Origin of the sequence: Caldicellulosiruptor morganii (assembly GCF_026810225.1) — a bacterium.
Classification (GTDB): Bacteria; Bacillota; Thermoanaerobacteria; order Caldicellulosiruptorales; family Caldicellulosiruptoraceae; genus Caldicellulosiruptor; species Caldicellulosiruptor morganii.
Genome location: NZ_CP113865.1, coordinates 714,045 through 736,427 on the forward strand (window position 1 = coordinate 714,045; position 22,383 = coordinate 736,427).

Consider the following 22,383-nt stretch of genomic DNA (forward strand, 5'->3'; position numbering starts at 1 on the left):
CATTAAAATGCATTTTACATGTAATTATGTAATCTTTTTTTAAATTTAATTTAATGATATTTTCATTTCCCTCAAATTCAAAATAAAAGTCCCTCTTAATTATCCTTTTTCCAAAAAACAAAATAGTAACTTTAAAACAATACGAATTTATTTTATTGGCTTTCACAATATAAAATATAAAATAAATTCTTTTTTTGGAATTTTATTGCTGTCCAATATACGTTCTTTTACGAACATTGAATCACTTAAAATTCTCTCATCAAGGCTACAGACGGTTTCTTTTGTTTTTACACCTAGAAACTTTGACTCTTATTAGTTCTGACTTGTTTTGAGTTATAAAAGTCTTTATATAGAAAAACTCATCATTTTCGAACCATCTGCAACAAGTTGGCACAACAACATTGAAATCCATTCTCTCAAAACAATATCTTTCGAGATCAACATTACGAATAGAAATGTCTTCAAAAAATTTCCTGAGAGGATAAATTATCATCTTTTGATTAACACGGAAATTAGAAAGCTCAAAATTTTCTTTTTTTTCTTGTATTGCCTCAAAGATAATATCAAATTTTTCAGAATCACCAATTCTACCAGTTTGAAAAAGAATATATTTTCCTCCCAACAAGGTTGTCTGAACTATTTCAATTTCTTTTATAAACTTTTCAGAAATGTATGAAAGGTAATAAATTTTCTCAACTGTTGAGTCAAAGAAGAAAAGATAAGATTTATCTTTTTTCTTTTTATTCATTGTTTCTATCAAACAATCTATTGTAAAAATAGAATATTTACCATCAAGAATCTTAGTTTGACAGAAACATTCTATCTGATTTAAGGAAATTTTAGATTCAGTTTTCCGAAACTGTAGCAGTTTTATTTCATATAAGTTTACTTCGGCATGGTTTAATATATCTATTTTTAATATGCAAAAAGCCGAAGAGTTTTGCTCTATAGACAAACCATAGACAATCATTTTTGTCTTATCAATACCAATAATATTATCTATTGGTATTTTTAAACTGTATTCAGTCAAAAGGTGAAGACGTTTATCTGCTTCAAGAGTGTATATTAGCAAATTTGTAATTTTTAGATTAGAAGAATTTTCCTCTCTTGTTGCAATAAATAAAGTATCTTCGTGGTACAAAAGTCTCGTCTTAGAACAAATTTTTAATGGATTTTCAGACAATATGCTTTTTTGTGGAATAAACAAATGTCCTACAAAAGTTACATTACCCACTTATTTACACCTCAATTGATATTTCTATTTTTGACTTTTTGGCGTCACAAGCTTATTTTGCATACATTATTCTAATTGTTGTCCAAACCACTTTTGACAACTAGAAAACGACTGTAATTCAAAGAATACCAATGATTAGAAACTTTATATCAATATGGTACAACCAAGATTTCCTCATTATCTAGAGGATTATTAAAATACAAATAGCCTTTTGCAGAAACGCTCAATATGAGCGTTATCAAGCTTTATAAAGATTCGAAAAAGTCTGGTCACCCTCCTCATAGTTGTAGTAAAATATGATTATATAAAACAAATTTTCTACTATGAGGAGGGGGTCCAAAATGTTCAACAACAAACCTAAACAACTTTCTTTCCTCGATCTATTCTCCCACCTAAAGGCTTCGGCTCTCTACAAGCCTGAAAGCCTCTTGGGCTTGTTCAATAAATTCATCAACTTATCAGACTACATACCTTCTTCTTTCTACAATGCCTACTACAAATACTTTGGTAAGCATAGATGCTTCTCCTTAGAATCTATGCTCCTTTGCTTTTTTGTCCAAAAATTACTCAAACTCAATACTCTTACTCAGCTCCGCGCTGTGCTTCTTAACTCCTATGAACTTCGTTCATTCTGTAACTTAAATGGTAATGTTCCCTCTATTTCAACCTTCTCTCGCTTCAGAAAAATCTTCAACAACGAAATCCATAAACTTTTTCAAAATATCTCTATCCATGCACACAATATTTCTCTTAGGCAATCCCCTGAACTTGCTTCAATCTTAATCTTCGATACAACCGGTATTGTCCCAAAGGTCCGTGAAAATAACCCTAAATTCATTCAATCTCTCTTGAAAAATACCTCAAAAGCTAACCCTGAGCTGTCCTCTGATAAAATCTACTCTCTTGTTTATTCTTCCTTGCCTAAAACTGCTAATGCTAATTCTAATATCCGTCTTATGTTCGTAAATGGCCATTTCTGCTGGGCTTTAAAATTCGCTGTCATTACCAATGCTCTCGGTATTCCTTTGGCTTTAGTACCTCTGTTTAACTCTGACTCTCCTTCTTCTGACCCTCAAGAAGCAAAGGCTATCTCTGACTCTAAAGCTTTATTTCCTTCGCTCGAAACTCTATTCTCTTACATTCCCAAAAATTTCTCCACTTTCATCGCTGACAGTGCCTTGGATGCACATAACATCTACTCAACTTTAAAAAACACTTTCAACTTCTCCAAAATCATTATCCCTCTAAATCCAAGAGCCTCTAAAAATACTACACCTACTTCAGACCCTAATATCGTTATATCTGAAGATGGTGTCCCTATCTGCAAAAAGTTCAATCAACCTTTTAAACCTGAAGGCAAATGTCAGGGTAAAAATCGTTCTGTGCGTCTTAAATGGGTCTGCCCCATGTCTTGTTATAAAGACGGCAAACGCATTTGCTCTTGCCCTCAACCTTGTACTAACTCTAAATCTGGCAGAATGTTCTACACTTACCCTGACGATTTTCGCTCTTCCCCAGGTATCAACAGAAATTCTCAAGAGTTTTTAGACCTCTACAATAAACGTGTCGCTGTAGAGCAGACTATTTATCACCTAAAATCCTATATGGGCTCCGATGTCATCTGTACTTATGACCATATTTCTATCTTCTCTGATTTTTTACTCTCTGCAATTACTTACTCACTTTTGTTTATCCTTGCTCACAATATCAAACTCTATTGTTCTAAATTAACTATCAAAAAGCTTAACAAACTCAAAAAACTTATCGCTTAAAACTACAATTTTTCTTAAATCATTAATCTACCAAAAATTTGTGACTTTGTTTTTTACTTAACCTTCTAAAGCCAAGAAGCTAGAAGGCTTAGGATACTATTGTCTTTTTTGATATTGTTAATTTTTGTCATATGTTTGTTGCTGATTATTTTTGTTTGCATTGATAATATTTGGTTGTCATTTTGCTTTTCTTTTTGTATCTTGATAGTATTTCATGTTAGTATTGGCATCTGTTACCTTCAATCACCAACCATTTTGCAAACGGCTACTGAATGATAATATTTTGGTTAAAATTATACAACATGACCCTTGAAAACACAAATTTTAAATTGCAAGAAAACATATTGTAAAGTTTCATTTCAGGTGGTATAATAAGATTGTTAAAAAATAAACAAAAAAATATTTGATTGTTCTGGGGCTTTTATGGGTATAAATACTTATATATTGCTCAATTTAGGAAAATACTATTAAGATAGAGTCAAATATGAATAGGTGGTGATTTAAATTGCCAAAAGTATTAAGAGCCGATAATATGAACAAGTGTCTCGGATGTTTTACATGTATGCTTACATGTGCAGCTGTAAATCATAACAATCACAACTTAGCAAAGAGCTCTATAAAAGTTAAGACAAGAGGAGGGCTTCAGAGCAAGTTTGCAGCAACCATTTGTGTTGCCTGCAAAGAGCCTGCCTGCGCCGAGGCCTGTCCAACAAATGCGCTTGTTAAGCGTCCGGGTGGAGGCGTGAGGTTAATAGAAGAAAAGTGTATTGCCTGTGAAAAGTGTGTTTCGGCTTGCATTGTTGGTTCCATTCACATGGACTATGACAGAAAAATTCCAATTGTATGTAAGCACTGCGGAGCATGTGTTAGAATGTGCCCGCATAACTGTTTGAGCATGGAAGAGGTGAGTGAGTAAAATGATTGGAACAGATTTTATTAGAGTTTTATACATCGACCTTACGAGCAAAAAGGCAGACATACAGGAAAGAAAGGACCTGTATAAATACTTAGGCGGAGCGGGAGTTGCAGCAAAGCTTCTTGAAGAGAACATGAAAAAGGATTTACCACCCCTTCATGAACAGCAGCCACTTATACTTTCTATTGGTCCGCTTTCGACAATATTTCCTGTTGTGACCAAAGCTGTTGCAACATTTATCTCACCCCACACAGGTGAGTATGGTGAGAGCCATGCAGGTGGAAGGCTTGCAATGGCAATCAGAAATGCAGGCTACGATGCAATTGTTATAACCGGAAAGGCTGAAAAGCCCACATATCTTGTTATAACAGACAAATCTATAGAGTTCAAGGATGCGCGTGCCATGTGGGGGCTTGATGTTGAAGAGGTTGGAAGGGTTATCAGAGAAAGAGAGCCCGGCCCCGGCAAGAGGAGTATTATAAGAATTGGGAAAGCGGGCGAAAACCTTGTGACATATTCGTGCGTGAATGTTGACACATACAGACATTTTGGAAGACTTGGAATTGGAGCTGTGTTTGGTAGCAAGAACCTAAAAGCAATGATGATAATGGGCGAAGAAGACATACCAATTTCCAATCTCAAAGAGTATTTTAAAACATACCAGGAGATCTACAAAAAGGTCACGCAAACAGATGCTATGGCAAAGTATCATGAACTTGGAACGCCCATGAACATCAAAGTTTTAAATGCTATAAATTCCCTGCCAACAAAGAACCTTTTGCAATCCACTTTTGAGTATGCAGATAACATATCAGGCGAGACCTTTGCAGAAAAGAATCTGATAAGAAAGGTTTCATGTGTTGGCTGCCCGATAGGGTGTATTCATATTGGACAGTTCAGACGCGAATTTGACAAAGGGTATGAATACGAATCAATAGCAGTGTCATACGACCATGAGCTAATTTATGCTCTGGGGAGCCTTCTTGGGATAAAAACAACTGATGAGGTTTTGCAGATAATCGATGAGGTTGAGCTTGCAGGGCTTGATGCAATTTCGACCGGTGTTGTTCTGGCATGGGCAACAGAGGCACTCAACAAAGGCCTTATAACAAGAGAAGATACTCTGGCTGACCTTGAATTTGGCAACACCATGGAGTATATAAAGGCAATTGACAACATTGCAGACAGGGTAAATGAGTTTTACTATACAATTGGGAATGGTCTTAAAGAGGCGGTCAAGAAGTACGGTGGCGAGGAGTTTGCACTTTTATATGGCGGAAATGAGATGGCTGGTTATCACACAGGGTATGCTTTTGCGCTTGGTCAAACAGTTGGTGCAAGACATTCGCACTTAGATAATGCAGGATATTCATATGACCAGAGCGCAAAAGAGTTAAAAGATGAAGAAATAGTGGATTATGTGATAAAGGAAGAAAAAGAGAGGGATGTTTTAACATCGCTTTGCATCTGTCTTTTTGCAAGAAAGGTATATGACAGACCTACAATATTGAAGGCTTTGAATACAATTGGCATTAACTGGACAGATGAAGACCTGACCCGGCTTGGCAATGACATTTTCTTTACAAAACTTAAAATAAAAAAAGAACTTGGTTATTCGCTTGAAAACTACAGATTCCCCAGGAGAATTTTTGAAACGCCAACTCTCTGGGGTAAGATGGATGAGCAGAGGTTAAGCAGGCTTTTGAAGATGTACATTGAAAGGGTGGAGAAGGAGTATGAAGATTGGAGTAGAGGTGAATGATTTTTTCAGAAGATATGGTAGCAGAGTTGGCAGATTTGAACTTGAAATAGGGGAAAACACCAGTGTCCAGGCCCTTCTTCAAAAGCTCAATATTCCAGCTGACAAAGTTGGCTTTGTCATTGTAAACCAGAAAAGGGTTGACAATGACTATGTTTTTTCAGACAATGATAGTGTGTATATAACTCCATTTGCAACTGGAGGCTAAGGTTTTATGCAAAAAAGGTTTCTAAAAAATATAGGTGCGTTGACCGAAGAAGGGCAAAAAAGAATTTTTTCAACAGTTGTTGCTGTTGTTGGTGTTGGTGGCATAGGCGGATTTTTGATTGAGGGTCTGGCAAGGCTTGGAGTAAAGAAGATTATAGCAGTTGATATGGACACATTTGATGAGACAAACCTCAACAGGCAGATAATATCGAATATTAACAATTTGGGCAAATACAAGGTTTTTGAAGCAGAAAAAAGGGTGAAAGAGATAAATCCCGGTGTGTATTTTGAACCAATAAAAGAAAAAGCATACCTTGAGAATCTTGATGTTTTTCTCTATGAAGCCGACTATATATTTGATGCGACAGATAACATGGAGATAAGAAAAAGCTTATCTAAGTTTGTACAGAATACAGGCAAGGTTTTAATCCATGGCGGGTGTGCTGGCTGGTATGCACAGGTTGCAATCATCACAAAAGATACACCCGGGATAGAAAGGCTTTTGGGAGAGATAAATGTTGAAGGTGCAGAAAAAGAGCTTGGCAATCCTGTTTTTGCACCAATGCTGACAGCAGCACTTGAGCTTTCTGAGTTTTGCAAACTTGTTTCAAAACAGGGAGATATACTTGTTGGCAGGTGCTTGCTTGTAAACCTTTTGACAAATGAATATAGAACCTTTGAATTTTAAAAATCTTTCCGAGCCATTGCAGCCTAAAAAGAGGCTTTTGCCTCTTCATGGTGCTTTGGCCGATAGGGTGCAGGTTCAGGGAAACCACTGCGCCTCCCGCTTTGGAAAGGAAAGATTCAAAAAGGGTACTCTTTCTGGTTTTTCAAAGCGGGGAGTACCCTTTTGCTTTTTTTAAGCTTTTGATTAAAAAGGGGTATATTGGAAATGAAAAGGTATATAGCCAGAATTTTATTTAGCATATTTTTTGCCATTTTGATTTTAAGTTTTTATTCTTATTCGGAAGATATGAAAAGCTTCAGGATAGCCACCACAACAAGCATCTATGACAGTGGTTTTTTGGATTTTGTTGCTCCTGAGTTTGAAAAAAAGAGCAATATAAAACTCAGTTTTCTCTCTGTTGGAAGTGGTCAGGCTGTGAGAATATTTAAAAATGGGGATGCTGATGGAATAATAATCCATGAGAAATCTTTTTTGGATGACCTGAAAAAGCAAAAACTTATTCAAAAGTATACTCCTTTTGTTTCAAACCAGTTCATACTTGTTGGTCCAAAAAGCAAAAAGGATTTATTCAAAAAGGTAAAATCCATTCACGCAGCATTTTTGATAATAAAAGACAGAAATTTGAAATTTGTATCACGTGCAGACAATTCTGCAACATATATAAGAGAGCTTGAAATATGGAAACTGGCAAAGACAGAGCCTGATTTTAAAGGTTATATTAAGTCGGGGCAGGGTATGGGAATGAGTTTGAATCTGGCAAACGAGAAAGAAGCTTTTATTTTAACTGATGAAGCAACATTTTATAAAATGAAGGACAAACTTGACAGGCTGGATATTGTGTATCAAAATCCCGGGGAAGAAATATTGTCAAACACATATTACTTTGCTTTTTCACCCGGAAAAACAAAGCTTGCCTTTTTTGAAATGTTTTTAAAAAGCAAAGAGTTTAAAAGGCTTGTTGCTTCTTTCAATCAAAAGTATTTTAAAAAAGAGATTTACAGAGCAGCAAAATAAAAGGTAGAGGTTAAATTCAATGATTGCAAATGTTATTGTATCAACCCTAATTGTCTGTATTCCATCAACAATAATTTCACTTATTATAGGGATTCCCGCAGGTTTTTTTCTCAAGATAAAAAGATTCAGGGCTCGAAGACTGGTTTTAAGGCTTGTATATACTTTTTCGGGACTTCCTCCTGTGCTGGCAGGGCTTTTTGTGTATATAATACTTTCCAGAAAAGGTCCTCTTGGTTTTTTGAATATTCTTTTTACCAGGTGGGCAATGATTATTGCCCAGGTAATTTTGATTGTGCCAATAGTTATTATGTATACACTGTCAGGACTTAAAAATGTGCAAATGGTTTTGGACAATCTGGACTTTTTAAATGTAAAAGGTAAAAAAAGGTACATTGCACTTGTAAGAGAGTATTCAAAAGAGCTAATTTATGCAACCATCCTTGGGCTTTCGCGTGCGATCTCCGAGGTGGGAGCTGTTTTGATTGTTGGTGGGAATATAGAAGGAGAGACTCGAATACTTACAACAGCCATTATATATGAAATAACAAAAGGAGAATTTTCAAGCGCGCTTTTGCTGGGGGCAGTTTTGCTCATTATATCATTTGCATTTAATACTATTTTGCAAATACTGCAGGGTGATATAGTTGATTGAGGTAAAAGAGGTTGAAAAGTTCTTTGAAGACAGGTTTTTGTTCAGATGTGAAAACTTAAAATTCGAAAATAAAGGTCTTTACATCATAAAAGGTCCAAATGGATGCGGAAAGACAACTTTTTTGATGATGCTCTTTGGAAAAGATAGAAATTTCAATGGGATTATAGAGAATACATTCTATGAAAAGGTTATGCTTCCGCAGCAGCCGTATTTTTTCAAAGGAAGTGTTTTATATAACCTTTCTTTGAGTTTAAAAGGGGAATTGCTCAGGGAAGCGATAAATATACTCAAAGCGTTTTCAATAGACCCTGATTTGAACATACACTCTCTTTCGCTTGGTCAAAAACAGCTTGTTGCCTTTTTGAGAGTTTTCTTTGCAAAGTCTGATGTCCTTTTTTTGGATGAACCTGATTCATATCTTGGCAGTGCTGTTAAAGATTTTATATTTGACAGAATAGAAAAAGATGCCCGAAATAGATGTATAATTGTTGTGACACATGATTCATGGGAAACAAAGCACGCAAAAGAGATCTATTTTGAGAACAATCAAATAAAAGAAAAAGGTGGTGCAGTATGAAGGTTTTGAAGACTTACTTTGAAGTGTTTGATATTTTAAGAAATGAATTTTTGGACTTTAAACTCAGAACAGAGATTGTCCCTATAAAAGATGCTGTTAACAGGATATGTGCAAAGGATGTTGTATCAAGCATTGACGTTCCACACTTTGACAAATCAACTGTTGATGGATATGCGATAAGGTGTGAAAACACATTTACGGCAAACGATGAGAATCCTGCCATCTTTGATTTGATTGGTGAGGTAAAAACAGGTGAAATTCCGGCATTTGAGATTGAAAGTAACAGGGCGGCGAGGATATTTACAGGTGGCTGGTTGCCGGATGGTAGCAATGCTGTTGCCATGCTGGAAAATACAGTTGAAGAGGATGGAAAATTTTTTGTTTTTCGTCCGGTAAAGCCAAATGAGAACATACTTAAAAAAGGTGAGGACATAAAAAAAGGCTGTGTTGTTATAAAAAAATATCAGAGGTTAAAAGCGCCTCAGATTGGAGTTTTAGCAGCAATTGGTCAAAAGGATGTTGAGGTATTTTCAAAGCTCAAAGTTGGAATCATTTCGACAGGTGATGAGATAATTTCACATGACCAGAAACTTGAGGGTGCAAAGGTTTATGACATAAACTCATATACGCTTTATGCTGCTTGCAGTGAAGAGTATGCTGATGCTAAGCTTTACGGAATTGTTAAAGATGATTACAGTGCTCTGTACAATGTGGTTCAAAAGGCCATTTTGGAAAACGACATTGTGCTTATATCAGGTGGAAGTTCTGCTGGCATGTATGATAATACCCTTAAAGTTATTTCAAGTTTAGAAGATGCAAAAATTCTTGTTGATGGAATTTCAATAAAGCCAGGAAAACCAACAATAATTGCAAAAGTCCAGAATAAAGCTATATTTGGATTGCCAGGGCATCCCGTTTCGTGCTTATTTATATTCAAGTTTTTTGTTAAAAAGTTAATTGACATTATTCTTCATCAGGAGGAAACAGATAGAAAGGTTCTGGCGAAAATGAAAACTAACTTTGCAATCTCAAGCGGGAGGACAGAGTTTGTGTTTGTAAAGCTTGTATACTCTGATGAAATCATTGCTGAACCTCTGTATGGGAAATCCGGTTCAATAAATCTTTTAAACAATGCATCGGGGTATATCAGAGTGGATAATACAAAAACAGGCATCAAAGCAGGTGATGTTGTTGAGGTGATACTTTTATGAAAGATTATCACTTTTCGGCTACCCTGCCGCAGGATGCGAGAGATATAATGGAGAAGATATTGAAAGAGTGTGTGAGCCTTAAAACAGAGATGGTTTCAATTTACAATTCACAGGGCAGATTTGTGGCAAAAGATCATCTTTCTATCAATACATCACCTCCTGCCAGTGTTGCTGCAATGGATGGGTATGCAATAGAAGCTGAGCAGACTTTTGATGCAACCGATACAAGTCCAAAAACAATTGAAAATTTTAAAGTTGTTCAAACAGGAGAGAGCATACAGGGATTCAATGCGGTTGTTCCATTCGAGGAAGCACAGATAGAAGGGCGAAGAATTAGGATTTTCCAGAGTTACTATCCGGGGCAGAATGTACGTTCAAAAGGTGAGGATGTTCAGAAAGATCAGATTCTTGTCAGAAAAGGTGATTTTTTGACCTTGTTTGACAGGGTGTATTTGAAAGCTGGTGGCTATCTTGAAGTTGAGGTTTACAGAATGCCAAAGGTTGCTTTCCTACCAACAGGTGAAGAACTTGTGGACATAGTTGAAAAGGAAGGACAGCTTGTTGAGTTCAATTCTATCATCTTTAGCGATATTTTACAAAGATATGGTTTTGAGGTTTCTATTTTTAAACCTGTTGAAAACAATCTAGAAAAACTAACAGAAAAAATAAAAGAGCTTTTACCAAGTTTTGATATCATTTTTGTAAATGCGGGTTCATCCAAGGGTGACAGGGACCTGACAGCTGATGCTATATCAGCTCTGGGACAGGTGCTTGTCCACGGTATAGCTATAAAACCCGGCAAGCCAACAATCATAGGGAAAGTGGAGAATAAGCCTGTTATAGGTCTTCCGGGCTTTCCTGTTTCAATGTTTTTTGTATTGAAGGAAGTTTTTTTGAGGTCATTTTTCAAGGCGTTCGGTTTGAATCCAAAAGAAAAAAGTGTATTTGCAATTCTTGAAAGGAGACTCTCATCCGACATAGGCTCTGAAGAGTATGTGAGAGTTAGCATTGAAAACACAGATGGTAGGAATGTCGCTAAGGTTTTGAAAAGAGGGGCAAGTGTGATATCAAGCTTGAAAAGGGCAGATGGATATATCACAGTGCCTGTCAATGTGGACATGCTGGAGGCAGGTAGCATAGTTGAGGTGAAACTTATTTGAAAAGGTGATGGTAAATGTATGATGGGTTTTTTAGAAAGATTGAATACCTGAGACTTTCAATAACAGACAGGTGCAACTTCTTTTGCAGATACTGCAGGGAAAAAAACGCATGCAAACTTGAGAGCAAAGAGCTTTCAAAAGATGAGATTTTTAAAATTATTTCGGTATTTAAAAAACTTGGTATAAAAAAGCTGAGACTTACAGGCGGTGAACCATTTTTAAGAGATGATATATTTGAAATTATAGAGTATGCCAGTAGCATTGGCATAAAAAATATAAATGTTACAACAAACGGATATTTGGATGATGAGAAAATTGCAAAGATTTTAAAAAGCAGTCTTTTATCAATTAATATTTCACTTGATACTCTGAACAATCAAAGATACAGAGTTTTAACTGGGTTGGATGTACTTGACAAAGTGAAAAGTGCCATAAAAAGCCTTTCAGAATACAAGAAGGTAAAGATTAACACCGTTTTGCTCAGGTCAACAAACTTTGATGAGATTGAAGATTTAATATTATTTGCCAAAGAGAACAATGCTATCATTAGATTCATCGAGCTTATGCCAATAGGTGTTGCAAACAGAATTTTTGATAATGAATTTGTAAGCATTGAGGAGGTTTTAAAAAGGTTTAGGAAGTATTACGAGGTAGATGTTAATAGAAATTCTGTTGCAAAGTACTACTATATTGAAGATTTTGATCACGTTGCTGGGTTTATAAATGCTGTTTCAGGGCATTTTTGCGAAAGATGTGACAGGGTAAGGGTCTCGGCTGAAGGAATTCTTTACAACTGTTTGTTTGATAAAACAGGACTTGATTTAAAAGAGTATTTAACCGATGAGGATGTTTTGGAAGAGAAAGTCCAAGAATTCATTAAAAAGAAAAAGTTTACAAGAAATCAATCAACAGATTCAATGATGTTCAGAATAGGAGGTTGAAAAAATGGAGTTTACTCATATTGACAGAGAAGGAATGCCACAGATGGTTGATGTATCCGAAAAAGAGATAGCAGAAAGGTATGCAAAAGCAAGTGGCAGAATTTATGTGGGAGATGAGGTCATAAAAGCGATAGAAGAAAACAAATTACCAAAGGGAGACATATTTTCAGCAGCAAAGATTGCGGGTATAATGGCGGCAAAGAGAACGTCGGACATAATTCCACTCTGCCACAACATATTTCTATCGCACGTTGATATTTCGTATACAATAAACAAACAGCAGGGTTTTATAGAGGCAGTCTCAGAGGTAAAAACCCATGCTCAAACGGGTGCTGAGATGGAGGCATTGACAGCAGTTTTGATTTTTTTGGAGACAATCTATGACATGTGCAAAGCAATAAAAAAGGATATGGTAATTTCTGATGTGAGGTTGATTGAAAAGACAGGGGGAAAATCGGGGCACTATATTTTTGACCCGGAAAAGAGATTTGCAAAGGTTATCTCAATAAATATCAGTAAACAGAAAGGTACACCAAAAGTGCCTGTACAGGAGGCGAATGTAATTGAGGATTTTGGCATAGAAGAAGATGCACATGCAGGGACATCACACAGACAGGTGAGCCTTTTGGATAAATCCAGCATAGAGAAGATGGAGGAGTATGGTATAAAAGGCCTTTGCTTTGGCAAGTTTGCAGAAAATATTACAACCGAGGGACTTGATATAAGCAAAATTCGACCTGGCACAAGGTTGAAGATAGGAAGCAGCGTGATACTTGAGATAAGCCAGATAGGGAAAAAGTGTCATGCGGATGGATGTGAGATTGCAAGGACGGTTGGCATCTGCATAATGCCAAAAGAAGGACTGTTTGCAAGAGTATTAAAAGGAGGCAAAATAAGGGTGGGAGATACTATAGAAATTTTAGGTTAAATCACTCTGCCTTACCACATTCTCTCTCATTTTCAAGCAGGATATTCAGTCCATGTTCCAGAAGCGGCAGAACTGCCTCAATGCATTCTTTTACTGCCTTTGGTGAGCCGGGAAGGTTGATAATAAGACTGTTTTCATATATTCCCGAAACACCGCGTGAAAGGTAGCTTCTTTTGTTTATTTTGCCCGTCTCATACCGGATTAATTCAGAGATGCCCGGGGTCTGTTTCTGGACAATCTCAAGTGTTGCCTCGGGTGTGACATCTCTTTTATAAAAACCGGTGCCGCCTGTTGTCAGAATGAGGTTTGCACCCGAGTTTGCCGCTTCCACTATAGCCTTTTTTATTTCTTCTTTCTCATCCGGGACAATTTTGTAATATACATCTACAAACCCCTGATCTTTTAGAAGATTCATTATCTCTTTTCCGCTGAGATCTTCTCTTTCTCCTTTTGCACTCCTGTCCGAGCATGTTATTACTGCGAACGTGAATGGCATTTTTAGACTTACCCCCTTTATTGAGCTATCTTTTCTCTATTTTAGATTTTAAAGTGCTTTTCAATTTGTTATAATTATATAAGATATTATCTTAATTTTAAAGAGGTTTGAGTTTCATGGTTGAAATAAGGCAAATGAATCCTGATGAGAAGCAAACTGTCAAAAGCCTTATAGAAAAATGTGGTTTTGAGTATTATGACAGTGCAATTACCCATGTTGTGAGCGATAAAGACAGAATTATTGGAGCTTCCCAGCTTGCAGTGGAAAAATCTGAGGCTCAGATTTTGTCAATTGTGGTGGATGAGAACTTTCGCAGGATGGGATTCGGTGATGGGCTTTTGAAGATGCAGATAAATCATTGCTACAAAAATGATATTTCAGTTGTAAAAGTCAGAAAAGGCATTGCAGATGGATTTTTTAAAAGGGTGGGATTTATAGAAACTCAGGAATGGCTTGTTTTGGATGTTCAGGCATTTTATTTAAACCTGCATTGCAGGTAAAAAAACAAAAGTAGAAAGAGGGTAGGAAATGAATCTTGATTATGAGTGGTTTAAAAAGAAAATTTTAGAGTATACAGGGATTAACCTTTCATATTATAAAGAAAAACAAATGAAAAGGCGAATAGAGTCTTTGATGAAAAAGAATGGCTTTGAAACTTATACTGACTACTACAGTGCTCTGACAAAGGACCAGAGACTTTTCAATGAATTTATAAACTATTTAACAATAAATGTATCTGAATTTTACAGAAATCCACAACAATGGGATATACTTGAAAAAGAAATTATGCCATATATTCTCAAAAGAACAAGAAGACCAAAGATTTGGTCGGCTGCGTGTTCAACCGGAGAAGAGCCATATTCAATTGTAATGCTTCTGACAAGATTTTTTCCATTGAATGAAATAAAGATTCTGGCAACAGACATTGACGATGATGCTCTGAGAAAGGCAAAAGAGGGAGTGTATTTGAAAAAAAGTCTTGAGAGCTTGCCGCAGGAATTTGTAAGAAGGTTTTTCAGAGAAAATGGAGAATTATATTACATAAGTGATGAAATAAAAAGATGTGTTGAATTTAAACACCATGACCTTTTAAAAGACCCCTATCCAGCAGGGATGGATTTGATTGTATGCAGAAACGTTCTCATTTACTTTACAGAAGAGGCAAAGGATATGGTATATAAAAATTTCAACAGGTCTTTGGTGATGAATGGTATTTTGTTTGTTGGTTCAACCGAGCAGATCATTGCACCGCAAAAATACGGGCTAAAACCAATCAGGACATTCTTTTATGAAAAGGTGATGGATATTTGAAAGCAAAAGAACTTTCATATACTGGTTTAATGGCAGCCCTGAACATAATCTTTTTAATTTTTGCTTCTATTTTGCCAAGAGTAAACAGTGTATTTTATATTTTATCTTCGGTCTGTGTTATGATAATTGTGTGGCTTTACAGTACAAAAACAGGTATTGTTATGTATATTTCAGTATCACTGCTGAGTTTAATAATTGTTCCAAATAAACTTGTTGCAATCCTTTACATTCTTATTTTTGGTCTGTATCCAGTAATAAAGGCTTTCTGCGAAAAGGGTTTTCCGCTTTATGTGGAGATGGGGTTTAAAATTTTGTTCTATAACTTTATGTTAATCATTTTATATTTTGTTCTCAAAATAATACTGAAAGAAGTTCCGCATTTTAAATACGGAATAGTTTTGACAGTTGCATCATCAGAGGTTATATTTTTGCTTTATGACTATCTTCTAACACTCATTCTACAGAGGTTAAAGACACTCAAAATTCCTTGGAGGGGAAACCAATGACAGACCTTATAATAAAAGATGCACTTTCGTTTTTGCTTTCGTTTATTCTGGTGACCATTATAACACCGTATGTTCAGAAAAAGTCCATTGAAATAGGGTTTGTTGATAGACCAAATCCGCGAAAAATCCATTCATACCCGATTCCTGTAACAGGTGGAGTTGCACTATTTTTATCATTTTTCATATCACAGTTTTTGATAAGAGGCATAAGCCGTGAATTTTTGGGCTTCTTTATAGCATCAAGCTTAATTTTGGCGATAGGGCTTGTTGATGACTGGTATAAATCTCAGGGCAGGGAATTTGGTGCTCTTCCAAAATTTCTGGTACAGGTTTTGGCCTGTTCGATAGTTTTTTTTATGGGCATCCAGATTGAAGGGATAACCAATCCGTTTACACACAGGTTCATAAACTTTCCTGTGTGGTTTCAGTATATAGCAACTGTGATATGGCTTTTTGGTGTGACAACAGTGATAAACTTTATTGATGGGATAGATGGACTTGCGGCAGGCATCACTACCATTTCAGGCACTACTTTGTTTTTTGTTGCTCTTATGAATCTCAGCATAATTTCAACAGCAAGAGTTTCAACGTATATGGCAGCAGCGCTTGTGGGGGTTGCATCGGCATTTTTGATTTTCAACCGCCACCCGGCAAGAATTTTTATGGGTGACTCGGGGGCCACATTCTTGGGATTTGTGCTTGGAACAATTGCTGTTGAAGGGACGTTTAAAGTTGCAACGGTTGTATCTTTGATTGTGCCAATCCTGACTCTGGGACTTCCTATATTTGATAATCTCTTTGTAATATTCAAAAGAATCAAAGAAGGGAAGCCTATTTACAAGGCTGATAAAAGTCAGGTACACTTCAGGCTTCTTGAAGCGGGGCTCAATCAAAAACAAACGGTTCTGTTTTTATACCTTGTAAGTATTTGTTTCTCATTGACCTCGCTTATAATTATGCTTCTGGCAAGAAGATAGCTAAAGACAGGTTCTTTTTCTTGTTCTAAACCACCCTCAATTTAAATATGTTAATAAAAAGATTAACATAAATTTTTGAAAAGAGGGTGGTTTTGGAATGAGAAAAAGAATTTTTTTTGTACTGGTTCTTTGTTTGTTCTTCTTGACCTCATGTAGTTTAAACAACTGATAAAAAGTCTTGGCTATAGATTTTCTAAACTAAATGGGTTAAAATTGAATAATGTAAGCCTGAAAGAGGTTGATACAATTCTGTCCTCAATCTGTTTTACAGTTAAAGAAATAGACAGATCTATACGGTACATTAAGCTATCTGTAAATGGCAAAGAAGAATATCTTGACCAGTATCATCTGAAAGATAAAATAGATGTAAATCAGTTTGAATTGAATCCTGCAAATCTAAAACTATGAAAGGAAGGTTAAGAGCTATGAGACCGGATCAGAGAGCTTACAATGAACTTCGACCGATAAAGATAACACGAAATTTTATAAAATATGCTGAAGGTTCGTGCCTTATTGAGATGGGGAACACAAAGGTGATTGTGACAGCAACGGTTGATGACAAGGTTCCGCCTTTTAAAAAAGGAAGTGGTGAGGGCTGGATCACAGCTGAATACTCCATGCTGCCAAGGGCAACACAGCAGAGAAATGTAAGGGATATAAACAAGCTCAGGCTCAGCGGCAGGAGTCAGGAAATACAAAGGCTGATTGGCAGAGCACTCAGGGCCGGTATAAACTTTAAAGCTTTGGGCGAGCGTGTTATAATCCTTGACTGCGACGTTATTCAGGCAGATGGTGGTACAAGAACAGCTTCAATTACAGGTGGGTTTATTGCAATGTTCGATGCCTGCAAAAAGCTTTATGATGATAAAGTGGTAGAAAGCTTCCCAATTACAGATTTTGTGGCTGCAGTGTCTGTCGGGATCTGTGATGGAATTGAGATGCTTGACCTTTGCTTTGAAGAGGACTCCAAAGCTTCGGTTGATATGAACCTTGTTATGAACAGCAAGGGAGAGTTTATTGAGATTCAGGGCACGGCAGAAGGTGCTGCTTTTACACAGCAGCAGTTTGAAAAGCTGCTTGAGCTTGGCAAGCAGGGTATTCAAAAGATTATTGAAATTCAAAAAGAGGTTTTAGGGGAAGATAGCAAACTTGTTGGGAGTGTTCAAAAAGATGAAAAAGCTTCTTGTTGCGACCAGGAATAAGGGAAAGGCGCAGGAGATAAAGAATCTAATTGGAGATTTTTTTGATGATGTTTTGACACTGCTTGATTTTGCTGAGAATATACACATAATTGAGGATGGAAAAACTTTTGAAGAAAATGCACTGAAGAAAGCAAAATCTATTTACGGGCTTTACAGACTTCCCACTTTGGCTGATGATTCAGGGCTTGAGGTGGATGCGCTTGGAGGAAGACCGGGTGTGTATTCTGCAAGATATGCGGGCGATAATGCAACCGACGAAGAAAGAATAAAAAAACTTCTGGAAGAATTAAAAGATGTGCCTTATGAGAAAAGGGATGCACAGTTTGTATGTGTGCTTGTTTTTATTGATGAGAATGGCAGAGTGTATCAGACAAAGGGAGTATGCAGAGGGAAAATTGGCTTTGAACCACGGGGTGAAAATGGTTTTGGGTATGACCCTATTTTCATTCCTGAAGGCTACAGTGTGACATTTGCAGAGCTTGAGACTGATGAGAAAAACAGAATATCACACAGAGCCAGAGCTTTTGAAAAACTAAAAATGATTTTGGGTGAGATATACAATGAAGATACTGGTACTGAGCGACACCCATGGAATTACCTATGATGCAGAGAGAATTGTAAAGAAGTATGAAAAAAACATTGTTTTGTGTGTTCACCTTGGTGACCTTGTGAAAGATGCTGTATATCTTCAGAATAAATTCTTGAATCTAAGATTTGAGATAGTGAGAGGAAACAACGACTTTACAAGAGATTTTCCATCGGAAAAGATTATTGAAGTCGGGGGCAAAAAAATTCTAATAACACATGGTCATATGTATTCTGTAAAATCTACATATGACCTTATTGTCAACCATGCAAAGACATTCAAAGTTGATGCAGTGTTTTTTGGTCACACGCATCAGCAGGAGGAGTTCTACTCTGACAATATCTTATTCTTAAACCCCGGAAGCCTGGCACTTTCAAGAGATGGTTCAAGGTCATACGCGATTGCAGAGGTAACAAAGTTTGGTGTTGTAGCATATTTAGAAAAGGTGTGAAATGATGTTAATTGCAAAGGGTGATCTTGTAAATATCAGAGAGCTGAGATGGGGGGATTTAAAGTACCTCCAGAAATGGTCAAATGACCCGGAGGTTGCTTTCTGGGCACGTGGTGTAAAGGATGTTTCTTATACATCTGCTGGTGAGTTCAGAAGATGGTATTATTCGCGTTCAAACTCAAGTATTAAAAGGTTTATAGTTGAAACAAAAGATAAAAAACCAATTGGATCTATTTCTTATCGCGACTATGACCCTGTAAACAAGGTGGTTGTGCTTGGCATTCACATAGGTGAGAAAGAGTACTGGGGGAAAGGTTTTGGCACCGACGCAATTAAAGCATTTGTAAAATACTTGTTTGCAACACTTGATATAAACAGAATAGAACTTGACACATTCGATGACAACATAAGAGCTATTAAAGCATATCAGAAATGCGGGTTTAAAATTGAGGGAGTTTTGCGTGAGGCAAGGTTTATTGATGGAAAGTTTCATGATGTTATCATAATGGGTATGATAAGAAAGGATTTCGAAAAGATAGCAAACAGAACACAGATATGATATAATAAAAAAATAAAAAAGCAAAAACAAATAAAGAGAAACAATAAAAATATCAATTGCGGTGATGCTGGTTTTGGAGCCTCAAAATGCAGATTTGCTTCTCAAAAAAAGGTACTTTGTTTGAAATCTACAGGGGGAGGTAAGTAGGAAGGTGCTTGCAATTGAACGAAGACAAAAGATTATGGCAATGCTCAATGAAAATAAGAGTGTTCTTGTACCCGAGCTTGCAAAGCTTTTTAATGTTACAGAAGAGACTATCAGGCGCGACCTTGAGAAGCTTGAAAAGGAAGGATTTTTGAAAAGGACATATGGCGGAGCGGTTCTGGTTGAAAACTACAATGTTGACATCCCATTTGAGTTTAGAAATGTAACCAATATTGAGGGTAAAAAACAAATAGCTCTGACTTTAATCAAGTATATCGAAGATGGCGATACACTTGTTATGGACTCAAGCACGTCAGCTCTGCAGGTTGCAAAGTTATTAAAAACCAAAAAGAAGATAACAGTTATTACAAACTCTGAACAGATAATAAATGAGCTAAAAGTTTTTGAGGATAATATCAAAGTAATATCCACTGGTGGGACACTGAGAAATAGATCACTTTCACTTGTTGGACCTATTGCAGAGAATACTTTGAAGTCCCTTAATGCAAACAAAGCTATAATTTCATGTAAAGGATTTGACATTGAAAAAGGTTTTACAGAGTCAAATGAGCTTGAAGCACAGGTCAAGAAAATAATGATTGAAATAGCAGATCAGGTTTTTATGATTGCTGACCATACAAAGATGAACAAGACAGCACTTGTCAACATTGCAACACTGGATGATGTGGATTTTATATTCACCGACAAAGTACTGCTACCAAGCCAGGAAAATGCTATAAGAGAGAAGAATGTGGAAATTGTCTATTGCTGAAAAGCAGTTTAAAAGGGGCTTTCAAAAGCCCCTTTTTGTTATTTTCCATTGTTTAAAAGATGCAGCTTGAACTTGTCATGTATAGCTCTTACTGCTTTTTCAGCATCCTTTTCGTCAATCAGAACAGAAATCTTTATCTCTGATGTTGAAATCATCTCTATGTTGATTCCTGCATCGTAAAGTGCTTCGAACATAGTTGCAGCAACACCTGGATTGTTAACCATTCCCGCACCTACAATTGACACCTTTGCAACATTATCTGCATATGTTATGTCCTTTGCGCCGATTATGTGAAGATTCTTTGTCAGAACATCCAATGTCTGCTTGAGATTGTTCTTTGACACAGTAAATGATATGTCTTTTGTCTTTTCTCTTCCAATTGACTGCAGAATTATATCAACGTTTATATTTTCCTTTGCCAGCAGTGAAAATATCTGAAACGCCTTTCCGGGAACATTTTCAACTCCAATCACAGCAACTCTTGCAATATCCTTGTCACAAGCAACACCTGAAACTAAAAGCTTTTCCACAGAACTTACCTCCTTTACAACTGTTCCTTCATTGTCATTGAAAGATGACCTGACAACTATGGGGATATTGTATTTTTTTGCAAGCTCAACAGACCTGTTATGAAGAACCTTTGCACCCAGCGTAGCAAGCTCTAACATCTCATCATATGAGATCTCTTTTAACTTTGAGGCGTTTGGAACAATTCTTGGGTCTGCTGTGTAAACACCGTCAACGTCTGTATAAATTTCGCACTTATCAGCTTTCAAAGCCGCAGCCAGAGCCACAGCTGTTGTGTCAGACCCTCCACGACCCAGGGTAGTAATATCATCATATTTGTTTATTCCCTGAAAACCTGCAACAACCACTATGTTTCTCTTATCAAGCTCTCTTTGAAGCCTTTCTGTATCAATCTCTTTGATTCTTGCGTTTGAATAGTTACTATCTGTCTTTATTCCTGCCTGCCAGCCGGTAAGAGATATTACAGGATAGCCGAGTTTTTCGATTGCCATTGCCATAAGAGCAATTGATATCTGTTCACCTGTTGAAAGTAGCATATCCATTTCTCTTTTGGATGGATTTTCATTTATCTCTTTTGCTTTTTCAATCAGCTCATCGGTTGTATCGCCCTGAGCAGAGACAACCACAACAACCTTGTTTCCCTTTTCGTACTCAGCTATGGCACGTCTTGCTGCTCTAAATATTCTCTCTTTGTCTGCAACAGACGTTCCGCCATACTTTTGAACAACTATTCCCAATTTTTGTCCCCTCCCTTTTTTAAAACTAAAACTTACTGGGTCTTTTATTATGGCTTTGAATAATATTATATTATACTTTATTTTTTAAATTATTGCTTTATCTTTTAAAACTGCTACTGCTTTGCACAGAGAAGACTGTTGCACCGCTGTTGTCAGCCTCTAAAATCATCAGGTCCCACTTTGCTTTCAAATCCAGTGATTTTAGAGCGCTTTTAACATTATTTTCAAATATATCGTAATTTTCGTCAATCAATGCTATTATGGAAGGTCCGGCACCTGACAGAAACGCACCTTTTGCACCAAATTCCAGAGACAAATTCACAATCCTATCAAAGTCAGGTATAAGATTTTTTCTGTAAGGCTGATGGAGTCTGTCCTGTGTTGCAGCAGGTAAAAGTTCATAGTTTCCTGTTGTAATTGCACTTGCAAACAGTGCTGCTCTTCCCACATTGAAAACTGCATCTTTGAAATCAATGTATTTTGGCAAAATATTTCTTGCATATTCAGTGGATAGCTGAAAATCAGGAATGAACACTGCAAACTTGAGCCTGTTTGGCACAACAAACTTGATGTAATTTACCCTGTTTTCTTCCAGTACCGCAAATACAAGCCCGCCAATCATTGCAGGTGTTGAGTTATCGGGGTGTCCCTCCATCCTGGCTGCTAAGAAAATCATCTCTTCTTCGGAGAGTTTTCCACCGCACAGAAGGTTTGCAGCATAAATCCCGCCGGAGATACATGCAGCAGATGAGCCCAGCCCGCGTGTAAGTGGAATTTCATTTATAAGATTTATCCTCAAACCTTTTGGATACCATCCAACTTCATCAAATACAGTCTTCATTGCTTTGAATACAAGGTTGTTTTCATCTTTGGCAATCGAAGGATCGTCCGGGTTGGAAGTTATAACAAGCCCTTTTTCAATTTCTTCTACTTCAATGATGTTATAGAGTTTTAATGCAACTCCCATACAGTCAAATCCGGCACCAAGGTTTGCCGATGATGCCGGAACCTTTACAGAAATCATTTTTGCAGCTTACCTCCAGAATTCTGATTTG

26 protein-coding genes and 1 riboswitch are annotated in these 22,383 nt (G+C 36.8%); of the genes, 22 read left to right on the forward strand and 4 right to left on the reverse strand.

The window, feature by feature from the left end:
- Window positions 1-265 precede the first annotated feature (265 nt).
- Window positions 266-1,234 carry a hypothetical protein gene (locus OTK00_RS03355; RefSeq protein WP_241765464.1) on the reverse strand — a complete coding sequence of 323 codons (969 nt, stop codon included), beginning with the start codon at window positions 1,232-1,234 and terminating at the stop codon, window positions 266-268.
- Between the two features lie 341 nt (window positions 1,235-1,575).
- Between OTK00_RS03355 and OTK00_RS03360 the strand changes: the two genes are divergently transcribed.
- From OTK00_RS03360 to OTK00_RS03415, 12 genes are all read left to right on the forward strand, one after another.
- The gene (locus OTK00_RS03360; RefSeq protein WP_045169044.1) at window positions 1,576-3,006 is read left to right on the forward strand and encodes an ISNCY family transposase; all 1,431 of its coding nucleotides are present in this window, start codon (window positions 1,576-1,578) and stop codon (window positions 3,004-3,006) included.
- A 505-nt stretch (window positions 3,007-3,511) separates the two neighbouring features.
- On the forward strand, window positions 3,512-3,922 hold the full coding sequence (locus OTK00_RS03365) for a 4Fe-4S binding protein (protein WP_011916528.1): 411 nt from the start codon (window positions 3,512-3,514) through the stop codon (window positions 3,920-3,922).
- Between the two features lies 1 nt (window position 3,923).
- Window positions 3,924-5,684, forward strand: a complete 1,761-nt coding sequence (locus OTK00_RS03370) for an aldehyde ferredoxin oxidoreductase N-terminal domain-containing protein (protein WP_045169045.1) — start codon at window positions 3,924-3,926, stop codon at window positions 5,682-5,684.
- Window positions 5,659-5,889, forward strand: a complete 231-nt coding sequence (locus tag OTK00_RS03375; protein WP_045169046.1) for a MoaD/ThiS family protein — start codon at window positions 5,659-5,661, stop codon at window positions 5,887-5,889. Before OTK00_RS03370 ends, OTK00_RS03375 begins: the two co-directional genes overlap by 26 nt.
- Before the next feature lie 6 nt (window positions 5,890-5,895).
- Window positions 5,896-6,576, forward strand: coding sequence for a HesA/MoeB/ThiF family protein (locus OTK00_RS03380; RefSeq protein ID WP_045169047.1), 681 nt, complete (start codon window positions 5,896-5,898; stop codon window positions 6,574-6,576).
- Window positions 6,571-6,704, forward strand: a riboswitch (molybdenum cofactor riboswitch). It overlaps the preceding gene by 6 nt.
- A gap of 76 nt (window positions 6,705-6,780) precedes the next feature.
- Entirely contained in the window at window positions 6,781-7,590 is an 810-nt protein-coding gene (locus OTK00_RS03385; protein WP_108720983.1) for an extracellular solute-binding protein, read from the forward strand.
- 19 nt (window positions 7,591-7,609) lie between these two features.
- Complete coding sequence (locus OTK00_RS03390) at window positions 7,610-8,242, forward strand: ABC transporter permease (RefSeq protein ID WP_045169050.1); 633 nt, start codon at window positions 7,610-7,612, stop codon at window positions 8,240-8,242.
- Entirely contained in the window at window positions 8,235-8,819 is a 585-nt protein-coding gene (locus OTK00_RS03395) for an ATP-binding cassette domain-containing protein (protein ID WP_045169051.1), read from the forward strand. Before OTK00_RS03390 ends, OTK00_RS03395 begins: the two co-directional genes overlap by 8 nt.
- The gene (locus OTK00_RS03400) at window positions 8,816-10,030 is read left to right on the forward strand and encodes a molybdopterin molybdotransferase MoeA (RefSeq protein ID WP_045169052.1); all 1,215 of its coding nucleotides are present in this window, start codon (window positions 8,816-8,818) and stop codon (window positions 10,028-10,030) included. Before OTK00_RS03395 ends, OTK00_RS03400 begins: the two co-directional genes overlap by 4 nt.
- Window positions 10,027-11,190, forward strand: coding sequence for a molybdopterin molybdotransferase MoeA (locus OTK00_RS03405; protein ID WP_045169053.1), 1,164 nt, complete (start codon window positions 10,027-10,029; stop codon window positions 11,188-11,190). The genes OTK00_RS03400 and OTK00_RS03405 overlap by 4 nt, the downstream gene beginning before the upstream one ends.
- A 14-nt stretch (window positions 11,191-11,204) precedes the next feature.
- Window positions 11,205-12,131: a GTP 3',8-cyclase MoaA gene (gene moaA, locus OTK00_RS03410; RefSeq protein ID WP_045169054.1), complete on the forward strand. Its 927-nt coding sequence runs from the start codon at window positions 11,205-11,207 to the stop codon at window positions 12,129-12,131.
- A gap of 4 nt (window positions 12,132-12,135) precedes the next feature.
- On the forward strand, window positions 12,136-13,059 hold the full coding sequence (locus OTK00_RS03415; protein ID WP_045169055.1) for a cyclic pyranopterin monophosphate synthase MoaC/MOSC-domain-containing protein: 924 nt from the start codon (window positions 12,136-12,138) through the stop codon (window positions 13,057-13,059).
- A 1-nt stretch (window position 13,060) separates the two neighbouring features.
- Here the strand turns inward: OTK00_RS03415 and OTK00_RS03420 are convergent, their stop codons facing one another.
- A complete protein-coding gene (locus tag OTK00_RS03420; RefSeq protein ID WP_045169056.1) occupies window positions 13,061-13,555 on the reverse strand; it encodes a MogA/MoaB family molybdenum cofactor biosynthesis protein in 495 nt (164 codons plus the stop codon).
- Between the two features lie 116 nt (window positions 13,556-13,671).
- Between OTK00_RS03420 and OTK00_RS03425 the strand changes: the two genes are divergently transcribed.
- The 10 genes from OTK00_RS03425 to OTK00_RS03470 all read left to right on the forward strand — a co-directional run bounded on the left by OTK00_RS03425 (window position 13,672) and on the right by OTK00_RS03470 (window position 20,063).
- On the forward strand, window positions 13,672-14,055 hold the full coding sequence (locus tag OTK00_RS03425; RefSeq protein WP_045169057.1) for a GNAT family N-acetyltransferase: 384 nt from the start codon (window positions 13,672-13,674) through the stop codon (window positions 14,053-14,055).
- A 28-nt stretch (window positions 14,056-14,083) separates the two neighbouring features.
- Window positions 14,084-14,866 (forward strand): CheR family methyltransferase, encoded by a 783-nt coding sequence (locus OTK00_RS03430; protein WP_045169058.1) that lies wholly within the window; start codon window positions 14,084-14,086, stop codon window positions 14,864-14,866.
- Window positions 14,863-15,372: a hypothetical protein gene (locus OTK00_RS03435; RefSeq protein ID WP_108720984.1), complete on the forward strand. Its 510-nt coding sequence runs from the start codon at window positions 14,863-14,865 to the stop codon at window positions 15,370-15,372. Before OTK00_RS03430 ends, OTK00_RS03435 begins: the two co-directional genes overlap by 4 nt.
- Window positions 15,369-16,349 carry an MraY family glycosyltransferase gene (locus OTK00_RS03440; protein WP_045169059.1) on the forward strand — a complete coding sequence of 327 codons (981 nt, stop codon included), beginning with the start codon at window positions 15,369-15,371 and terminating at the stop codon, window positions 16,347-16,349. The genes OTK00_RS03435 and OTK00_RS03440 overlap by 4 nt, the downstream gene beginning before the upstream one ends.
- Window positions 16,350-16,562: 213 nt before the next feature.
- A complete protein-coding gene (locus OTK00_RS03445) occupies window positions 16,563-16,757 on the forward strand; it encodes a hypothetical protein (RefSeq protein WP_045169060.1) in 195 nt (64 codons plus the stop codon).
- Between the two features lie 17 nt (window positions 16,758-16,774).
- The gene (gene rph / locus OTK00_RS03450; protein WP_045169061.1) at window positions 16,775-17,551 is read left to right on the forward strand and encodes a ribonuclease PH; all 777 of its coding nucleotides are present in this window, start codon (window positions 16,775-16,777) and stop codon (window positions 17,549-17,551) included.
- Window positions 17,520-18,155 (forward strand): XTP/dITP diphosphatase, encoded by a 636-nt coding sequence (locus OTK00_RS03455; protein ID WP_045169062.1) that lies wholly within the window; start codon window positions 17,520-17,522, stop codon window positions 18,153-18,155. The genes rph and OTK00_RS03455 overlap by 32 nt, the downstream gene beginning before the upstream one ends.
- Window positions 18,112-18,588 carry a metallophosphoesterase gene (locus tag OTK00_RS03460; protein WP_045169063.1) on the forward strand — a complete coding sequence of 159 codons (477 nt, stop codon included), beginning with the start codon at window positions 18,112-18,114 and terminating at the stop codon, window positions 18,586-18,588. The genes OTK00_RS03455 and OTK00_RS03460 overlap by 44 nt, the downstream gene beginning before the upstream one ends.
- A 4-nt stretch (window positions 18,589-18,592) precedes the next feature.
- On the forward strand, window positions 18,593-19,147 hold the full coding sequence (locus OTK00_RS03465; protein ID WP_045169064.1) for a GNAT family N-acetyltransferase: 555 nt from the start codon (window positions 18,593-18,595) through the stop codon (window positions 19,145-19,147).
- Between the two features lie 151 nt (window positions 19,148-19,298).
- The gene (locus OTK00_RS03470; RefSeq protein ID WP_045169065.1) at window positions 19,299-20,063 is read left to right on the forward strand and encodes a DeoR/GlpR family DNA-binding transcription regulator; all 765 of its coding nucleotides are present in this window, start codon (window positions 19,299-19,301) and stop codon (window positions 20,061-20,063) included.
- 38 nt (window positions 20,064-20,101) lie between these two features.
- On the opposite strand, the gene OTK00_RS03475 is transcribed toward OTK00_RS03470, so the two are convergent.
- On the reverse strand, window positions 20,102-21,328 hold the full coding sequence (locus tag OTK00_RS03475) for an aspartate kinase (RefSeq protein ID WP_045169066.1): 1,227 nt from the start codon (window positions 21,326-21,328) through the stop codon (window positions 20,102-20,104).
- Between the two features lie 97 nt (window positions 21,329-21,425).
- Window positions 21,426-22,352 (reverse strand): homoserine kinase, encoded by a 927-nt coding sequence (thrB, locus tag OTK00_RS03480; RefSeq protein WP_045169067.1) that lies wholly within the window; start codon window positions 22,350-22,352, stop codon window positions 21,426-21,428.
- Window positions 22,353-22,383 lie beyond the last annotated feature (31 nt).

Coding starts and splice junctions, on each gene's coding strand:
- OTK00_RS03360 (WP_045169044.1), top strand. CDS start 1,576: ATGTTCAACAACAAACCTAAACAACTTTCTTTCCTCGATCTATTCTCC.
- OTK00_RS03370 (WP_045169045.1), top strand. CDS start 3,924: ATGATTGGAACAGATTTTATTAGAGTTTTATACATCGACCTTACGAGC.
- OTK00_RS03375 (WP_045169046.1), top strand. CDS start 5,659: ATGAAGATTGGAGTAGAGGTGAATGATTTTTTCAGAAGATATGGTAGC.
- OTK00_RS03380 (WP_045169047.1), top strand. CDS start 5,896: ATGCAAAAAAGGTTTCTAAAAAATATAGGTGCGTTGACCGAAGAAGGG.
- OTK00_RS03385 (WP_108720983.1), top strand. CDS start 6,781: ATGAAAAGGTATATAGCCAGAATTTTATTTAGCATATTTTTTGCCATT.
- OTK00_RS03390 (WP_045169050.1), top strand. CDS start 7,610: ATGATTGCAAATGTTATTGTATCAACCCTAATTGTCTGTATTCCATCA.
- OTK00_RS03400 (WP_045169052.1), top strand. CDS start 8,816: ATGAAGGTTTTGAAGACTTACTTTGAAGTGTTTGATATTTTAAGAAAT.
- OTK00_RS03405 (WP_045169053.1), top strand. CDS start 10,027: ATGAAAGATTATCACTTTTCGGCTACCCTGCCGCAGGATGCGAGAGAT.
- moaA (WP_045169054.1), top strand. CDS start 11,205: ATGTATGATGGGTTTTTTAGAAAGATTGAATACCTGAGACTTTCAATA.
- OTK00_RS03415 (WP_045169055.1), top strand. CDS start 12,136: ATGGAGTTTACTCATATTGACAGAGAAGGAATGCCACAGATGGTTGAT.
- OTK00_RS03420 (WP_045169056.1), bottom strand. CDS start 13,555: ATGCCATTCACGTTCGCAGTAATAACATGCTCGGACAGGAGTGCAAAA.
- OTK00_RS03425 (WP_045169057.1), top strand. CDS start 13,672: ATGGTTGAAATAAGGCAAATGAATCCTGATGAGAAGCAAACTGTCAAA.
- OTK00_RS03430 (WP_045169058.1), top strand. CDS start 14,084: ATGAATCTTGATTATGAGTGGTTTAAAAAGAAAATTTTAGAGTATACA.
- OTK00_RS03440 (WP_045169059.1), top strand. CDS start 15,369: ATGACAGACCTTATAATAAAAGATGCACTTTCGTTTTTGCTTTCGTTT.
- rph (WP_045169061.1), top strand. CDS start 16,775: ATGAGACCGGATCAGAGAGCTTACAATGAACTTCGACCGATAAAGATA.
- OTK00_RS03455 (WP_045169062.1), top strand. CDS start 17,520: ATGAAAAAGCTTCTTGTTGCGACCAGGAATAAGGGAAAGGCGCAGGAG.
- OTK00_RS03460 (WP_045169063.1), top strand. CDS start 18,112: ATGAAGATACTGGTACTGAGCGACACCCATGGAATTACCTATGATGCA.
- OTK00_RS03465 (WP_045169064.1), top strand. CDS start 18,593: ATGTTAATTGCAAAGGGTGATCTTGTAAATATCAGAGAGCTGAGATGG.
- thrB (WP_045169067.1), bottom strand. CDS start 22,352: ATGATTTCTGTAAAGGTTCCGGCATCATCGGCAAACCTTGGTGCCGGA.